We start from the raw sequence: 14918 nt of genomic DNA, 5'->3' as shown, positions 1-14918 counted from the left end.
TGCGGCGAATGCGGCATGTCCGCCGTAGCTCGAAGAGCGTAGGTGGAAGATTCGCGATCCCGGGCTGATTCTACGTGCGTCAGGTTGGATAAGCGGTGATAAGCGGTTCCCGACGTAGTCGGCTCTGCGTGTGAGCGGGCTGACTCTGCTGCGGCGAATGCGGCATGTCCGCCGTAGCTCGAAGAGCGTAGGTGGAAGATTCGCGATCCCGGGCTTCGATTTGATCGGACGTGGGTGGCTGAAGCCCGCGGCCCTGGTGCCTTTAGGCTTTTAACTGAAACTCAATCTTGTGCTCGGCGCTGTCGAGGATCGACAAGGCTTTTTGCTCGGCGGATCGCATCGCTGCGCGATCGCTTTCGTTGCGGTCGTCGTAGCCGGCTAGATGCAACCAGCCGTGCACTAAATACAGACTGAGCTCGCGGCTGAAGGGCTCGCCGAGCTCGGCGGCACGCGTGCGGGCGTGGTCGACAGATACGATGATCTCGCCAGCGGAATCCATGGCCTCGTCGGCCGGGAAGGTGATGACGTCGGTGGGCGTGGGATCGTCCATGAAGTCGGCGTGCACTTGGGCGATCTCTGCGTCGCTGACAAAGGCGATCGAGAGCTCGCCTTCCGTTATCGGGAAGGCGCCCGAGGCCTGTAGTGCTTCGAAGAGCGCGCGTGCGGCCGCTTCGGGGCGGGCGAGGGCATTAAATTGGTTGTTGATTTCCAGGCTTAGCGTTGGCATCGGGTGTCGATTCAGTGTTTTTCTCGGTGTTTTCTTTCTCGAGCTCTTTGGCCTTTTCGGCATCGCTTTTAGGATACTCGATGCGGGCGTGCAGCATGTTGAGCACGGTGTAGATGAAGCTCTTACGAATGAGGTCGAGCTCGTGGAAGGTGAGGGGACAGTTGTCTAATTGACCGTCTTCTATGCGATCTTTGAAAATGCGATCGATGAGCTCCTCGACATTGGGCTGGGTTACCTTTTTGAGGCTGCGGCTGGCGGCTTCGACGCTGTCGGCAAAGAAGATGATCGCGCTTTCTTTGAAGGCGGGCTTGGGACCGTCGTAGCGGTAGGTGCTTTCGTCGACCTTGAATTCCTCCTTGCCCTTGCTCTTGCTTTTGGGCTTTTCGCTGCCCTCGGGGAAGGGGGCGCGGGTGCTGAGGTGGGTCTCTTTGGCCTTTTCTTTGGCCTGGTGGTAGAAATATTGAATTAGGGTGGTGCCGTGGTGCTGGCGAATGACGTCGATGATGACGCGGGGAAGTTTGTTTTTACGCGCCATTTCGACGCCTTCTTTGACGTGCGCTTTGATGACGAGTGCGCTCATGGAGGGATTTTTCTCGTCGTGGGGGTTGATGCCATCGCGTTGATTTTCGGTGAAATACTCGGGCTTGACCAGCTTGCCGATGTCATGAAAAAAGCAGCAGACGCGGCAGAGCAGGGGGCTGGCACCGATGGCTGCGGCGGCGTTTTCCGATAGGTTGGCGACCATTAAGCTGTGGTGATAGGTGCCCGGGGCCTCCATTTGCATGCGTCGCAGCAGAGGGTGATTGAAGTCGGTCAATTCCAGCAGGGTAATTTCGGTGGTAATCTTAAAGAGTTGTTCGAAGATGGGCAGCAGGCCGACGGCGAGGATGCCAGTGAGTAGACCCACGATGAGGGCGACCAGTGTTTGTTGGCCGACGAGGTTGAAGGAGAATCCATTTAAGAGTGCAACTGCGGCGCCGGCGATGGCGGCTGTGGCTCCCGCCCAGAGCCCGGAACGCACCAGTTTGGAACGTTTGCGAATGTTGGTGGAGACGTAGGCGCCCACCACCCCGGATAGGAAGGCGATCAGGATGAATTCGACTGAATTATTTTGAATGATTCCGAAGACGACGGCGATAATCAGTGACGAGAGCACTGCGGGGGCCCCGCCGACCAGCACCGCTACGATAATGGGGGCCAGCGCATAGGGAGCAATGTAGGGCAGCATGCTCAGTGATGGACGGCTATTGATGAGTGCGCTCTCTCCAATCTCCATAATGATACGGATGATGAGGAGGTTGAGCAATATGCTGACCGCGGTGATCGCGATGGCACGGTTGCGTTTGTGGAGTTCTCGGAGCCCTTGTTTGAGATAGATGTAAACGGTTATTAAGAGCATGGTGGTCAAAATGAGCCGCTCGATGAACAGTTTATTGAATATCAAAGAGTTACCGTTGCGTTCGAGTTCCACTTTGCGATAGGCGGCGATGCGTTCGAGCTCTGCGGGAGTGATGATGGCTCCGGGTTCGATCAGGGTGTCGCCTTCTTTGAAGCTGACGATGCTGGGCTCGAGCTGATCGATGGCGCGTTTGATGGCACGGTTGGTGCCAGCGGCGCTGTAAAGTAAGTTGGGGCGCAGGCCCTCGCGGAATATATCGAAGAGAATGCGGCCTGTGGATGCGTCGCGTGAGAGGGCGTCTATCCGCACACGCAGGGCCACCAGTGCATCGGGGAGTGAGCGTGCATTGGGCAAATTATAGCGACCCTCTTCATCTACCAGTTGAATGACGGTGACGTGTGGGTCGGCTGTCTCTGAGCGGCTGGCGGAGTAGATGCCGTCGGTGTATATGTCTTTCAAGACCGAGAGGCTGTCATTGAAGAGGGCTGAGCGTTCTTTGGGGGTGATTTGAGTGGTTAACTCGAGTATGGTGCGGGGCTCCAGCGTCAATTGATGGGTCTCAATTAGATTTAGAGCCGTTTTAAGTAATTCTTCTTTCAGCAGGTCCTGGCCCTGCGCCTCGTGTTCGATCTTATTCTTGGCGATGGCCGAGTTCAGTTCATTGATGAATTGGCTGAACTGCTCGTAGGGTTCGAAGGTGCGTTGGAAGACTGGTGGCACCTGGGCGCGTGTCGCGGCTGCGGCGGCTTCGGTTAGCACCTCGCTTTTGTAGTCGAATTGAAATTCGGATACGATCCGTGATTGAGCCGCCTGGTTGAGGATGATGCGTGGTCCTTTCGGCTTTTGGCCTAGATAGCAAATGATGATGACCAGAGCGGAAAAAAGTAAAAATAGACCAATTTCGATCAATTTACTGGTTTCGAAGAAGTGAGTGGTCGCGGAATCTTTACCACGGCCGCCATCCTTGCGCTTGGCGCTATCCAAGGACTTGCGTGAATTGTTCTTTTTGGAGAAAGAGACCATAAGACTAATTGGCTAAGAGCTAAGAGGGCAGTCGGTTGTTATCCTTGTGCGTAGGCGTTGATGATGTCTTGTACCAGCGGATGTCGTACCACGTCTTGTCCGTCGAAGTGAAACAGACGGATGGCCTCGATGTTCTTTAGAATACGGATGGCTTCCTTGAGTCCGGATTGTTTACTGCGGGGCAAATCTGTTTGTGTAATATCACCGGTGATGACCATACGACTGCCGTCACCCAGGCGGGTGAGGAACATCATCATTTGTTCATGGGTGGTGTTTTGAGCTTCGTCGAGTACTACGAAGGAGTTGGCAAGCGTGCGCCCACGCATATAGGCGAGCGGGGCGATCTCGACGATGCCACGTTCGACCAGTTGCATGGTTTGCTCCTTACCCACCATATCGTTCATCGCGTCGTAGAGCGGGGTTAGGTAGGGCAGGATTTTCTCCTGTAGTTCGCCTGGTAGGAATCCGAGTGCTTCGCCTGCTTCGACGGCGGGGCGGGTGAGAATGATGTGTTCGACACGCCCTTCCAGCAGTTCGCGCAGTGCCATCGCCATGGCCAGGTAGGTCTTACCTGTGCCGGCCGGGCCGATGCCAAAAGTGATCGGATGGGCATTTATGGCTTGCAGGTAGCGCTTTTGATTCAGGGTCTTAGGGACCACGCTTTGGCGCTTGAGCTTGATAACAAGAGGGTTGCGATAGATTTCGCGCAATTCATCGGCTCGACCTTCAGCGACACAGCGTAGGGTGTATAAAAAGTCCGAACTGCGAATGCGCAGGCCCTGGTCACGTGCGGCGGCGAGCAGTTCAAACAGCGCCTTGACGGCGGCGATGGCTTCCTCGCTGCCTTCTATGCTGACCCAGTCGTCGCGACTGACTAGGCTGACGCCTAAGCTTTGCTCGATTTCTTCAAGGTTACGACCGTCGTCGGCATAGAGCAGACTGAGTTGACGGGCGCTGGAAAAGTGGATCGTCTTGGACGGCATTGTATTGATTATTCAGCTTCGATGCAGGCGTGTAGGCGCTGCCACATGGCGTCCATAGAGTCGGGTAGGACGCGGGTGTTACCGATGACCGGCATGAAATTTGTGTCGCCGTTCCAGCGTGGAACGACGTGACAATGAAGGTGGCTGGGAATCCCTGCGCCGGCGGCATTGCCGAAATTAAAGCCGGTATTGAATCCATCCGGTCGCAGGGCGCGGGTCAGGAGGGCTTGGGCCTCGACGATGAGGTCCATCAGTTCGTGGCGTTCTTCGCGGGAGAGGTCTTCCAAGCGGGCGACTTCGCGGTAGGGCAGTACTAGTAGATGGCCCGCATTGTAAGGGTAGCGGTTCATCACAATAAAATTATGCGTGCCACGCAGTAAGATATATTCTTTGGCGTCGTCGCCCGATTGTGTGATCCGGGTAAAAGGGTTGCCGCCGGCGTCCGGATCCTTGGGGGCGAGGATATAGGGCATGCGCCAATACGCGTGAAGCCGCTCCATTGAAGGTGGAAGCTGCGTGGATGTCTGCTTAGATGCGGAGTGGTCCATAAAATTAGCGGCACAAGATAGAGGGTTTCCGTATCCGCGTCGATGGTTAATTCGGCCATGCAGGTCGAGACTTTTGTTTGCCTCGCATTACGCCACATCTGTGCAGCGGACAGAGGAGGATATGAACCTGCGTGGGACTACGGCTCGCTGGCGTAGTGGCTGCTTCAGCTGACATATGTGTCGTGCTGGGGGCTGCAAGCCGTTGGCTGGGAATGGCTGCTTCGTGATCTTCGTATGAACGCTGTCTGCCTTCAATTGTGTTAATTTAAAAACCTCTGATTTAAGTTGCCTTTCGGGTTGCTATAGGTGTGAAGCAGGGCAAGGCTGAGCGTCTCTTTTTACCTTTTCGCCGACGATCACCAGTCAGTTTCCCCGTGACTACGAAAACTAATAACCCAAGCTTTAAGAATCTCTTGCCTGAGCAAATCTGGACGGCCTGTTTGTTGCTGGGCTTTACCTTGTATACGATCTGGGATCAGCTGTTTTGGTGGAGCAATCGTGAGGACTACAGCTTTGGCTACTTGGTGCCTCTGTTTGCTGCCTATGTGGTCTATGATCGCTGGCCGGTGATGCGTCACTATTTGTTCGGAACGTCTGTGGATGGAGTTGCAGTGCCTGCGACTGGAGCTGTAGAAGCTGCAGAGCCTGCCCGGGGTGTTTGGGTGACGGTGTTGGAGTGGATCGCGATCGCTGGCTTTGCGGCATCGTTGTTGTTGTTTGGCGTGGGGGCTTTGCTGCGTGCGGCGACTGGACCACAGAACCCGGCCTCGCTGGCAATTGCCGCGAGTCTGGCTGGTCTGACCTTGAGTGGTATTTTTATTTTTACTAAGGAACGTGTCGATGGACAGCCGATGCCGCTAAAGCAGCGTCTGGCATTGACGGCACTCTTCTTGTTTCCCGCCTTAATCTGGATGATTTCGGCACCGCTGGTGTCCGTTTTGGAAACGAAGATTCGGGTCTTTTTGCTGACAAAGGTGACTATTATCGTGTTTCACTCATTTGATTTTCTCGGCTACGAATTGGAGCGTGAAGGCAATGTGTTGATTCTGCCACAGGGGCAGGTGGGGGTGGAAGAAGCGTGTTCAGGGATTCGTTCGCTGACAGCCTGTTTATTTGCGGGCTCTTTTCTGGCTTCTGTCTTTTTGGACCGCTTCTGGAAAAAAATTTTGCTGGTTTGTGCGGCTATGGTCTTTGCTGTGCTGACGAATTTGATACGTAGTATCTTTTTGACGTTGTGGGCCTATCATCATGGTTCGCAGGCGATTGATGATCATTGGGTTTTACCCTTACTGGGGGATATTGGCTCTGTGCATGATGTGACGGGCTTTGCGATTTTAGGATTCACCTGTGTGGGGCTGATCTGTTTGTTACCGATCTTTAATTTTAAGTTGCAGGATTTTGACGAGGAGCCCGATTGGGGCGCTTCCGATCCTACTGAAGCAAAGCATTAAGCTATATGGCGAAGCAGCGTATCCTGATGTTGGCGCCGGAGGTGGCGCCGTTTAAGAAAGTGGGCGGTCTGGCGGATGTGGTGAGTGCACTCTCGAAGTCATTGGTGGCGCTTGGACACGATGTGCGTATTTTGATGCCACGCTATACGGAGATGCAGGCTTTTGAGGGCGCGCAAGCCCTCGAACGACCATTGATCGTGCGGCTGGGAGGGCATGAGGCGTATGGACGGATTTGGCAGCACTGTTTGCCAGGCACGGAGGTGCCATGCTATTTTATTGAGCACAACCAGTATTTTGGGGCCGCGTCGGTATATGTGGGGCCTTCGGGAAATGAGGATGATAATGGGCAGCGCTTTACCTTTCTCAGTCGAGCGGCGATTGATTTTTGTGAGCAAATGGACTGGATCCCGGATGTGGTGCATGCGCACGATTGGCCCTGCGCGCTGACCTCTGTGTATATGAACACCACTGAAGCGAGGCGTCCTATGGGGCGAGCGGCTTCGGTCTTTACCATCCATAATTTGGAGCATCACGGTTGGTTTCATCGCAGTTTGCTGCAATTTTCCGGTCTCCCTGAGTCAGTCTTCCGCAGTGATGGACTGGAATCAATGGGGGAGTTGAATATGTTAAAAGGGGGGCTGTATCATGCCACTAAGATCACCACAGTCAGTCCGACCTATGCGCGTGAGATTCAGACTCCTGATGGTGGTTGTGGATTAAATGCCTTGTTGCGTTTTCGTTCTCCCGACTTGATCGGGGTGCTTAATGGAGTGGATTTGGATGAGTGGAATCCGCAAACGGATCCATATATAGGAACCCATTTTTCTGCACAAGACCTGTCTGGTAAGGCTGCGGTGAAGGCTCGTTTGCAACAAGCTTATGGGCTGGAGGTGAATCCACAGCGGCCACTTTTTACGGTGGTCTCGCGCTTAGTGAATCAGAAAGGCTTGGATTTGTTGGCTGCGTGTTGTGAGCGCCTGATGTCGGAGATGCAAATTCAGATCGCAGTGTTAGGCACTGGAGAGCCAAATTTGGAGTACCGTTTCAATGAGTTGAGTGCACGCTATCCCGGACGCTTGGGGGCTTACATCGGATTTAATAATGAGTTGGCCCATTTGACGATTGCCGGAGCGGATTGTTTTCTGATGCCAAGTCGTTTCGAGCCCTGTGGCTTAGGGCAAATGTATGCCATGCGTTATGGTGCAGTCCCCGTGGTACGTGCGACCGGTGGTTTGATCGATACCGTTGCACCCTTCGTGGAGGGAGCGGGCGTCGGGACGGGATTCGTTTTCCAACAAGCCAGTGCCGATGCTTTATACTATACGATCGGTTGGGCGTGTGCGACGTATTACGATCGGCCGGAAGAGTTTAAGCAATTACAGCAAAATGGGATGGCAGGCGATTATAGTTGGAACGCATCTGCGAAGAAATACGAATCCATTTACAATTGGGCAATCACCAGTCGCCAAGCCGCATTCGTATAGTTCTGGCAACGCGTAGTGGCCGCTTCAGCTGCCATGTGCGTCGCGCTGGGTGCTGTGTGGATGATGGCGGCTGAAGCTCGCCACTACGGTTCGGTGGCGTAGTGGCCGCTTCAGCTGCCATCGTGCGAATCTTAGTCATAGTCAAGTGCAGTCGCCGTTTTGGGATTGCGGGCAAATGCAGATCGTGGCAAAGTGATTACTATGGAGCCGAACACGCTCAAACGTTGGAGAAATCGCCTACCGCATTGGGAAGTCACAAGGGGCACTTACTTCATTACAATACGCTGCTATGGCACACTGCCGCAATCTGTCCAACGCAGAATGAGTGAACTTAAAGCATCTCTGAGTGCGATCGAAGCGCAGTCCGCAGAATTCGATCAACTTCAGCGTCAAATATTTCTGACCGCTGAGAAATATTTAGATCGCAACGAGGGCTTCGCCCCTTTCCGGGAGCCCGCATGTTGCGAAGCCTTAGTGCAAGAATTGAAAGTGATTGCGCCTGCTTGGGAGGTTGCTGACTGGGTGATCATGCCGAATCATGTACATTTTGTGCTACTGGACAACGGCTCTGCAATTTCGCTATCAAAAGTACTGCCGCAATTCAAAGGCCGTAGTGCGCGCGCCTGCAACATTGTTCTAGGCCGCAGTGGACACTTTTGGCAACGCGACTGGTTTGACCGCTGGATGCGGAACGAAGCAGAATTGAGCCGAGTTCAACGCTATATTTCTCAAAACCCAGTCAAAGCGCAACTGGTTCAAACAGCAGAGGACTACCGGTGGTGGCACTCCGCGTAGTGGCCGCTTCAGCTGCCATATGCGTCGCGCTGGGTGCTGTGCAGATGATGGCGGCTGAAGCGGCCACTACGGCTGCCATACGCGTCGTGCTGGGTGCTGCGCAGATGATGGCGGCTGAAGCGGCCACTACGGCTGCCATATGCGTCGTGCTGGGTGCTGTGCAGATGATGGCGGCTGAAGCTCGCCACTACGGTTTTAATGTTGGGGGGGCTGCTTTAAAAAACGCTGTATTTCTGCGAGTCGCTTTAGCGGATCCTTGGCTTTGAGCCTGGGGAAACGACTGCCGGATTTTAGGAATTCGCCTGACTTGCGGGGAATGGCTAATTTGCAAATGAGTCGGTCGCCTTCGGTTTCGACACGTCGCACACCGGCGAGTTCGGCGAATACACGGACTTGACTGACCGCGATCAATGCGTCCGTGGCGAGTGGACGTGGCCCAAAGCGGTCGGCGAGCTCTTCGGCGATGTGCTGCACTTCTGTATGCTTTTCTGCGAGAGCCAGACGCCGGTAAAAGTCGATACGTAGACGGGGCTCGGCAATGTAGGCGCTGGGTAAGGCGGCTTCGATCAGCCCGCCTTTACGGTTGCCATATTCGGCATCCTTAATCGCCGCAAAACTGAGTGTGCCAGAAGTGTTGCGTGCGCGGCTGCCGCCTTCACCTGTGGTGATGAAGTCGAGCTTCACTTCGGCCCGAATACGATCGGCGCCTGGCTCGCCCTTGAGGCGCGCGACGCTTTGCTTGAGTAGTTGGCAATACAGCTCAAAGCCGATGCCGGCAATGTGGCCGCTTTGCTGGGAACCGAGTAGGTTGCCCGCACCGCGTAGTTCGAGGTCGCGCATCGCAATGCGAAAGCCAGCGCCGAGCTGATTGTGCTGTTTGAGGGCATTTAAGCGCTTTTGTGCCTGGTCCACGAGCGCGGCGTGTCGGTGTAGTAGTAAGTAAGCGTAGGCTTGACGCTTAAAACGTCCGACACGACCGCGGATTTGATATAGCTGCGCAAGACCAAAACGATCAGCCCCTTCAATGATCAATGTGTTGCAATTGGGGATGTCGATGCCGGACTCGATGATGGTGGTACAGACCAATACATCGAATCTACCCGCGACAAATTGTGTCATGATTTTTTCCAGCGCACCTTCGCTCATCTGCCCGTGCCCGACGGCGACTTTTAACTTGGGGTGCATGGCCTCAATCTTGGCAGCGACCCCGAGTATGCTGTCGACTCGGTTGTGGAGGTAGAAGACTTGGCCGCCGCGGTCGGTTTCTAATTTAATCGCACTTTTGATTAAATTTTCATCGTAACTTTTGACGATGGTTTCGATCGGTCGACGGTCGACGGGTGGGGTTTCAATCACGCTCATGGCGCGCGCGCCGGCCATCGCGAGATAGAGAGTGCGGGGTATGGGCGTGGCGCTGAGGGTGAGAATGTCGACATCGGCACGTAGTTGTTTGATGCGTTCCTTTTGCTTGACTCCAAAGCGTTGCTCTTCGTCCACGACCAATAGGCCGAGATCTTGAAAATGAACATCCTTACTGAGCAAGCGGTGGGTGCCGATGACGATATCGATTTTACCGGCTGCGAGTTGTGCAATGCTTTCTTTGTTTTGCTTGGCGCTGCGAAAGCGGCTGACCATATCGATGATGATGGGATACTGTGCCATGCGCTCGCAGAATGTATTAAAATGCTGCTGACAGAGTACGGTGGTGGGGACGAGGATGGCGACCTGTTTACCCGCCAGCACCGCTTTGAGGGCGGTGCGAATGGCGACTTCTGTTTTTCCGAATCCGACGTCGCCACATATGAGACGATCCATGGCTTTTTCGTTCTCCATGTCTTTTTTGGCGGCCTGGATCGCGCTCAATTGGTCGGGAGTTTCTTTAAAAGGGAAGGCGGCCTCAAAGTCCTTTTGCCAAGGGTGATCTGGAGGGAAAGCAAAGCCGCCTGCTTGATCGCGGCGGGCGTGTAGCTGTAGCATTTCGGCTGCGTAGTCGAGGGTGGCACGTTCGGCGGCAGCGCGCGTTTTGTCCCAGGTGGCACCGCCGACTTTGGCCAGTTTAGGGCTCGATTTGGTCAGCCCAACATAGCGAGTGAGCAAGTGCGACTCCTGCAGGGGCACGTGCACGGTCATTTGCTCTGCAAACTCGACCGAGATGACCTCTTTACTGCCGCCTTGAATATCTAGTTTTGTTAGGCCGCGGAAGAGGCAGACGCCATGCTGTAAATGCACCAGGGGATCGCCATCGGCGAGTTCGGTGAAATCGAGCAATTGATCCACTTGAGAAATGCTGGGGCGGGCACGCTCTTCGCGGCGGTTGATCGTGCGGCTGCGGCGTCCGAAATATTCGGTGTCTGTGATGAGGGCCACCCCGCGCTTGCGAATTTTAAGTGGAAATTGCTGGCTGAGCGGATGACGCAGTATAAAGCCAGCTGCAAGTGTGCCTTCAATGAAACGTGGTTTGAGACGTGCAGCTGCGGGGTTCTCGGCTAAGAGTTCTTGTATTCGCTTCGCTTCGTTTTCGCTCGCGGTGGCAAAGTAAATACTGAGGCCTTCTTTGTGCCATTGCACAATTTGATTTTCAAATTTTAGGCGGGCGCTTTGTTCTGACTCAAATCGATCATAACCGATCTGTGTCTGATCACTATGGAAGCGGTAGTGACTGATTGGTTCGGATTGTGCCGCAATGCGTTGGGCCTTACGGAAGAGTTCAGGATCTGTATCCAGTTCGGCTATCGCGGTGAGAATATCACAGTCTTTGCGCCGGGCGAGCAGCTGGTAGAATGAGTGAAACTGGTGCGTTGGCGTATTGCTTGAGGTGTCTATTGTTTGCTCACCATGAGAAATGGGCAATTTCTCAAATCGATAGGGATGGTGGCGCATGAGTGCGGCGGGATCTTCCAGCACCCAGTGCACTGCGTTGGGGGGGAGATAGCTGATTAGGCCGCCCTCGCTGGCATGTTCCGCTTCGGCACTTTGGGCGGCGGCTATATGAATCGAGTGGACCGCTTCTAGGGTACGCTGACTGGTTGGGTCAAAGGTGCGAATGCTCTCGATCTCGTCGCCAAAAAAATCGATACGATAGGGGCAGTGCGCATCATAGGGATAGATGTCAATTAGGCCGCCCCGGGTGGCGATCTGGCCGGGGTGTTCGCAGAGTGCTTCGGCATCGTAATCCAGATCCCTACTGAGGCTGTCGATCAGTGGGCGGAAGGGCTGTTGCTGGCCGACTTCGAGTGTGAGACGGCGTTGTGCAAAGGCTTGCTGGTGGGGGCAGACACCGAGCAGGGCTTCGGGGGTGGCGACGAGTAATCGTTGGCCGCTGGGAGGACTGAGCAAGCTGCTTAGCACGGCAAGTCGGTCGCAGATACGGTCTGCGCGTCGTTGGGCATCGATGTCGGGGGGTGGGTCTTCGGGAAAGTAGAGAACTTGCAGAGAGTTACGTGGCGAGGCCCACTTTGCGTAACGATCCATTTCGGAAGCCAGTTCTTGGGCGCGGCGTGGATCGGCGACCAGGGCTAATGTGATGGGGGCCTCGGATTCGATGCTAAGCGAATAGAGCAGGGGTGCACGCGCCTCGCTGCAGACGCCATGGTAGAGGGCTGTTGGGGGACTGGCTGTTTGAGGAGTTGAGGACACGAGGTTGCGCGTTGAGGTTATTCGAGAGCTTTGAGTGCCACATGGGCGGCGTTGGCTTCGGCTGCTTTCTTCGAGCTGCCAGTGCCACGGCCGAGCTCTTTACCCGCTAGAAAGACCGCGGCGCTGTAATGGCGATCGTGATCGGGGCCTTCCGCTGGGAGTTCCCGGTATTCGGGGACCACGCCGTGATAGTGCTTTTGTGACCATTCTTGTAATTGACCTTTCGGGTTTTGGCTGCCAGCGGAAACCTCAATGGCATTGATTGGCTCGCCAAATAAGTGCTGAATAGTCTGACGCGCGCACTCGAGTCCACCATCGAGGAAGACCGCGCCGATGAGCGCTTCCAGCGCGTCTTCAAGCATGGCATGACTCGGGTCAGCATGGTGCTGGCGGTGAGCTTCACCGACCTCGAGGTATTTGCCTAAATGGTGCTTGCGGGCGATCCGCGCTAGAGATTTGCCATTGACCAGACTTGCGCGACAGCGGTCGAGGGCGCCTTCGTTGGCCTGGGGGAATTTGTGGTAGAGCGTCTCGGCAATCACTAAATCCAGCACCGCATCGCCTAAAAACTCCAAGCGCTGATTGTCACCCTCAGGGCGATCGCAACTTGAGTGGGTGAGGGCCAGCTTTAACAGTGACTCGTCCTGGAAACTGTGTCGGGAGATCGGTTCGAAAACTTGCTTTGACGTGTGCATGATAGGTTAAATTTTTCGCTAAGCTGAGTTTACCGCTTGCGCAGCAGAAGTCCTGCAATTTAGTCTAGGTCTAGTTCATTTCGGTCCGGCTGCAAATACCGGAATCATATTTCGCACTCATTTATTTTCATACTTTGTCGAAAGAAAAAACGCCCTCGCTATCAGCATCCAAAGCCAAGATCTTTGTTCTTGATACCAATGTTCTCCTGCACGATCCACAGTGCCTCCATAAGTTTGAGGATAATACGATCGCGATTCCTGTTGAAGTTTTAGAGGAGTTGGACGGTAAGAAATCGGCCCCCGGCGAGCTCGGTTTCTCTGCCCGGAAAATACACCGCGATCTACGGGCACTTTTCGATGAGAGCTTGGAAACTCCGCCAGAGCTCAATGGTAAGGGCAGTTCTGCCCTGAGCCGTGCGCTGCCCAATGGTGGACGCCTGGTGGTGGTGATCAATGATTATATGGTGAGTGGCGAGGGGGACAACCATGCCTTGAATCGATTAAAGGCTACTTTGGTCAATATGGAAAAAATGGATAGTCGAATTCTTGCGTCCGTTTTTTTTCTGAAGGATGTTTGTCCGGATTGTCGTGTTATTTTAGTGACCAAAGATGCCAATATGGCGTTGAAAGGCATCGCATTGGGGCTGGAAGTTGAGGACTACATGAACGACAAGGTGACCACCGCCAAATTGGGAGGTGGTTGCAAAACGATTCAAGTCGACGAGGACGATTACGAGCGCTTTTTGGAAGAGCATGGGGTCGACCTGTCGCCGGAACTAACGAGTCATTTGACGCTGAATGAGTATATTTACATTAGTAATGGCGAGTTCCGCGAGCCGGCTCGTTATCGTGGTGATGGTCAAATCGATGGTTTGATTCTGGGAGCCGATGTTGGGGTCAAAATACCCAAAGGGATTCGCATCCATCCTTTGAATGCTGAGCAGCGGATGTTGATGGACGCCTTGCTGGACGAAGATATTAAATTGGTTACCTGTATTGGAAAGGCCGGCACTGGAAAGACGCTGGTCTCGATTGCGATGGCACTTTTTCAAACCATAGGTGAGGACAATTTGTATGAGCGGGTGTTTATTACCCGTCCCTTGGTCAATATTGGTAAGGATACGGGAGCTTTACCCGGCACCTTGGATGAAAAAATGGCGCCCTATATCGCACCTTTCTTCGATAATTTAGAAGTGCTCTTTAGCAACCGCAAGGTGCTGAAGCAGGAGGAGCCGAGTCGTGAGGAGTCGCATATTAATCGTATCACCTCGACGCGTAAGCGGAAGAAGGCGATGGCAAAACTGGCCAAGCAACCCACCAAACTGGAGGGGGAAGAGGAGGATAATAAACCGCGTAAGCCCTTCCAATTTTTGTTTGATTACGGGATGGTAGAGGTGGAGGCGATGACCTTTATTCGCGGGCGTTCACTATCCAATACAATTTTCATTATTGATGAGGCGCAAAATTTGACACCACACGAGGCCAAGACAGTCGTCAGCCGGATGGCGGAAGGTTCAAAAGTGATTTTGTTGGGGGATCCCTATCAAGTGGACAGCATGTTTTTGGATGCTTGGTCGAATGGTCTGGTGCACACTGCGCAGCGGCTGAAGGGGACCGAAATTACGGCTCACTTAGAGTTAAGCACAGGTGTGCGTTCGGAACTTGCCGATCTCGCCGCCGATCTATTGTAGGTTTAGCCCGCGAATCAAGATGGCGTCAGACCTGGCTCGCTGTGCGTTCAGGACTGGGCGACGGAGATGATTTGAATTATAGCCGAGTGTGAGTGGGTAGGGCGGTTTTGCCAAAACCGCCGTTTGTTCATTGAGGGGCGCTTGGAGGTTCGTTGAATACGGGCATTCGGTATGCGCTGGTGAACGGACAGCTCGGCGAGCTGTCCCTACCGGTGTGCAGTGAGTGGGTAGGGCTGTTTTGCCAAAACCGCCGTTTGTTTATTGAGGGGCGCCTGGCGGTTCGTTGAAAATGGGCATTCGGTATGCGTTGGCGAACGGACAACTCGGCGAGCCGTCCCTACCGGTGTGCAGTGTGAGTGGGTAGGGCGGTTTTGCCAAAACCGCCGTTTGTTCATTGAGGGGCGCTTGGCGGTTCGTTGAATATAGGCATTCGGTATGCGCTGGCGAACGGACAGCTCGGCGAGCTGTCCCTACCGGTGTGCAGTG

General features: G+C 54.2%; 11 protein-coding genes. 5 read left to right on the top strand and 6 right to left on the bottom strand.

Annotation, left to right across the window (positions count from 1 at the left end):
• Nucleotides 1-262 precede the first annotated feature (262 nt).
• Genes ybeY through QEH59_RS17410 form a run of 4 tightly spaced genes read right to left on the bottom strand, consistent with a single transcriptional unit; the run spans nt 263 to nt 4680 of the window.
• Entirely contained in the window at nt 263-727 is a 465-nt protein-coding gene (gene ybeY / locus QEH59_RS17425; protein ID WP_308986664.1) for an rRNA maturation RNase YbeY, read from the bottom strand.
• Entirely contained in the window at nt 690-3149 is a 2460-nt protein-coding gene (locus tag QEH59_RS17420; protein ID WP_308986663.1) for an HD family phosphohydrolase, read from the bottom strand. The genes ybeY and QEH59_RS17420 overlap by 38 nt, the downstream gene beginning before the upstream one ends.
• A 38-nt stretch (nt 3150-3187) precedes the next feature.
• Nucleotides 3188-4132 (bottom strand): PhoH family protein, encoded by a 945-nt coding sequence (locus QEH59_RS17415; RefSeq protein ID WP_308986662.1) that lies wholly within the window; start codon nt 4130-4132, stop codon nt 3188-3190.
• Between the two features lie 8 nt (nt 4133-4140).
• Nucleotides 4141-4680: an HIT family protein gene (locus QEH59_RS17410; RefSeq protein ID WP_308986661.1), complete on the bottom strand. Its 540-nt coding sequence runs from the start codon at nt 4678-4680 to the stop codon at nt 4141-4143.
• A gap of 374 nt (nt 4681-5054) precedes the next feature.
• Here QEH59_RS17410 and QEH59_RS17405 point away from each other — a divergent pair, with 374 nt between their 5' ends.
• The 4 genes from QEH59_RS17405 to QEH59_RS17390 all read left to right on the top strand — a co-directional run bounded on the left by QEH59_RS17405 (nt 5055) and on the right by QEH59_RS17390 (nt 8676).
• Complete coding sequence (locus tag QEH59_RS17405; protein WP_308986660.1) at nt 5055-6131, top strand: exosortase/archaeosortase family protein; 1077 nt, start codon at nt 5055-5057, stop codon at nt 6129-6131.
• Nucleotides 6132-6136: 5 nt separating this feature from the next.
• Entirely contained in the window at nt 6137-7615 is a 1479-nt protein-coding gene (glgA, locus tag QEH59_RS17400; RefSeq protein ID WP_308986659.1) for a glycogen synthase GlgA, read from the top strand.
• A 321-nt stretch (nt 7616-7936) separates the two neighbouring features.
• Nucleotides 7937-8410: an REP-associated tyrosine transposase gene (locus tag QEH59_RS17395; RefSeq protein WP_308986658.1), complete on the top strand. Its 474-nt coding sequence runs from the start codon at nt 7937-7939 to the stop codon at nt 8408-8410.
• Entirely contained in the window at nt 8395-8676 is a 282-nt protein-coding gene (locus QEH59_RS17390) for a hypothetical protein (protein ID WP_308986657.1), read from the top strand. The genes QEH59_RS17395 and QEH59_RS17390 overlap by 16 nt, the downstream gene beginning before the upstream one ends.
• Here the strand turns inward: QEH59_RS17390 and mfd are convergent.
• Complete coding sequence (gene mfd, locus QEH59_RS17385) at nt 8606-12046, bottom strand: transcription-repair coupling factor (RefSeq protein ID WP_308986656.1); 3441 nt, start codon at nt 12044-12046, stop codon at nt 8606-8608. The two genes, QEH59_RS17390 and mfd, sit on opposite strands and share 71 nt — an antisense overlap.
• Nucleotides 12047-12063: 17 nt before the next feature.
• The gene (gene rnc, locus QEH59_RS17380) at nt 12064-12741 is read right to left on the bottom strand and encodes a ribonuclease III (RefSeq protein WP_308986655.1); all 678 of its coding nucleotides are present in this window, start codon (nt 12739-12741) and stop codon (nt 12064-12066) included.
• 134 nt (nt 12742-12875) lie between these two features.
• Between rnc and QEH59_RS17375 the strand changes: the two genes are divergently transcribed.
• Nucleotides 12876-14432: a PhoH family protein gene (locus QEH59_RS17375; protein WP_308986654.1), complete on the top strand. Its 1557-nt coding sequence runs from the start codon at nt 12876-12878 to the stop codon at nt 14430-14432.
• Nucleotides 14433-14918: the final 486 nt, after the last annotated feature.

The sequence above is a fragment of the Thalassobacterium sedimentorum genome (assembly GCF_031127905.1).
GTDB classification, from domain to species: Bacteria; Verrucomicrobiota; Verrucomicrobiia; order Opitutales; family Coraliomargaritaceae; genus Thalassobacterium; species Thalassobacterium sedimentorum.
The sequence above is the reverse complement of the archived record's forward strand: the minus strand, read 5'-3'. Positions and strand labels throughout refer to the sequence as shown.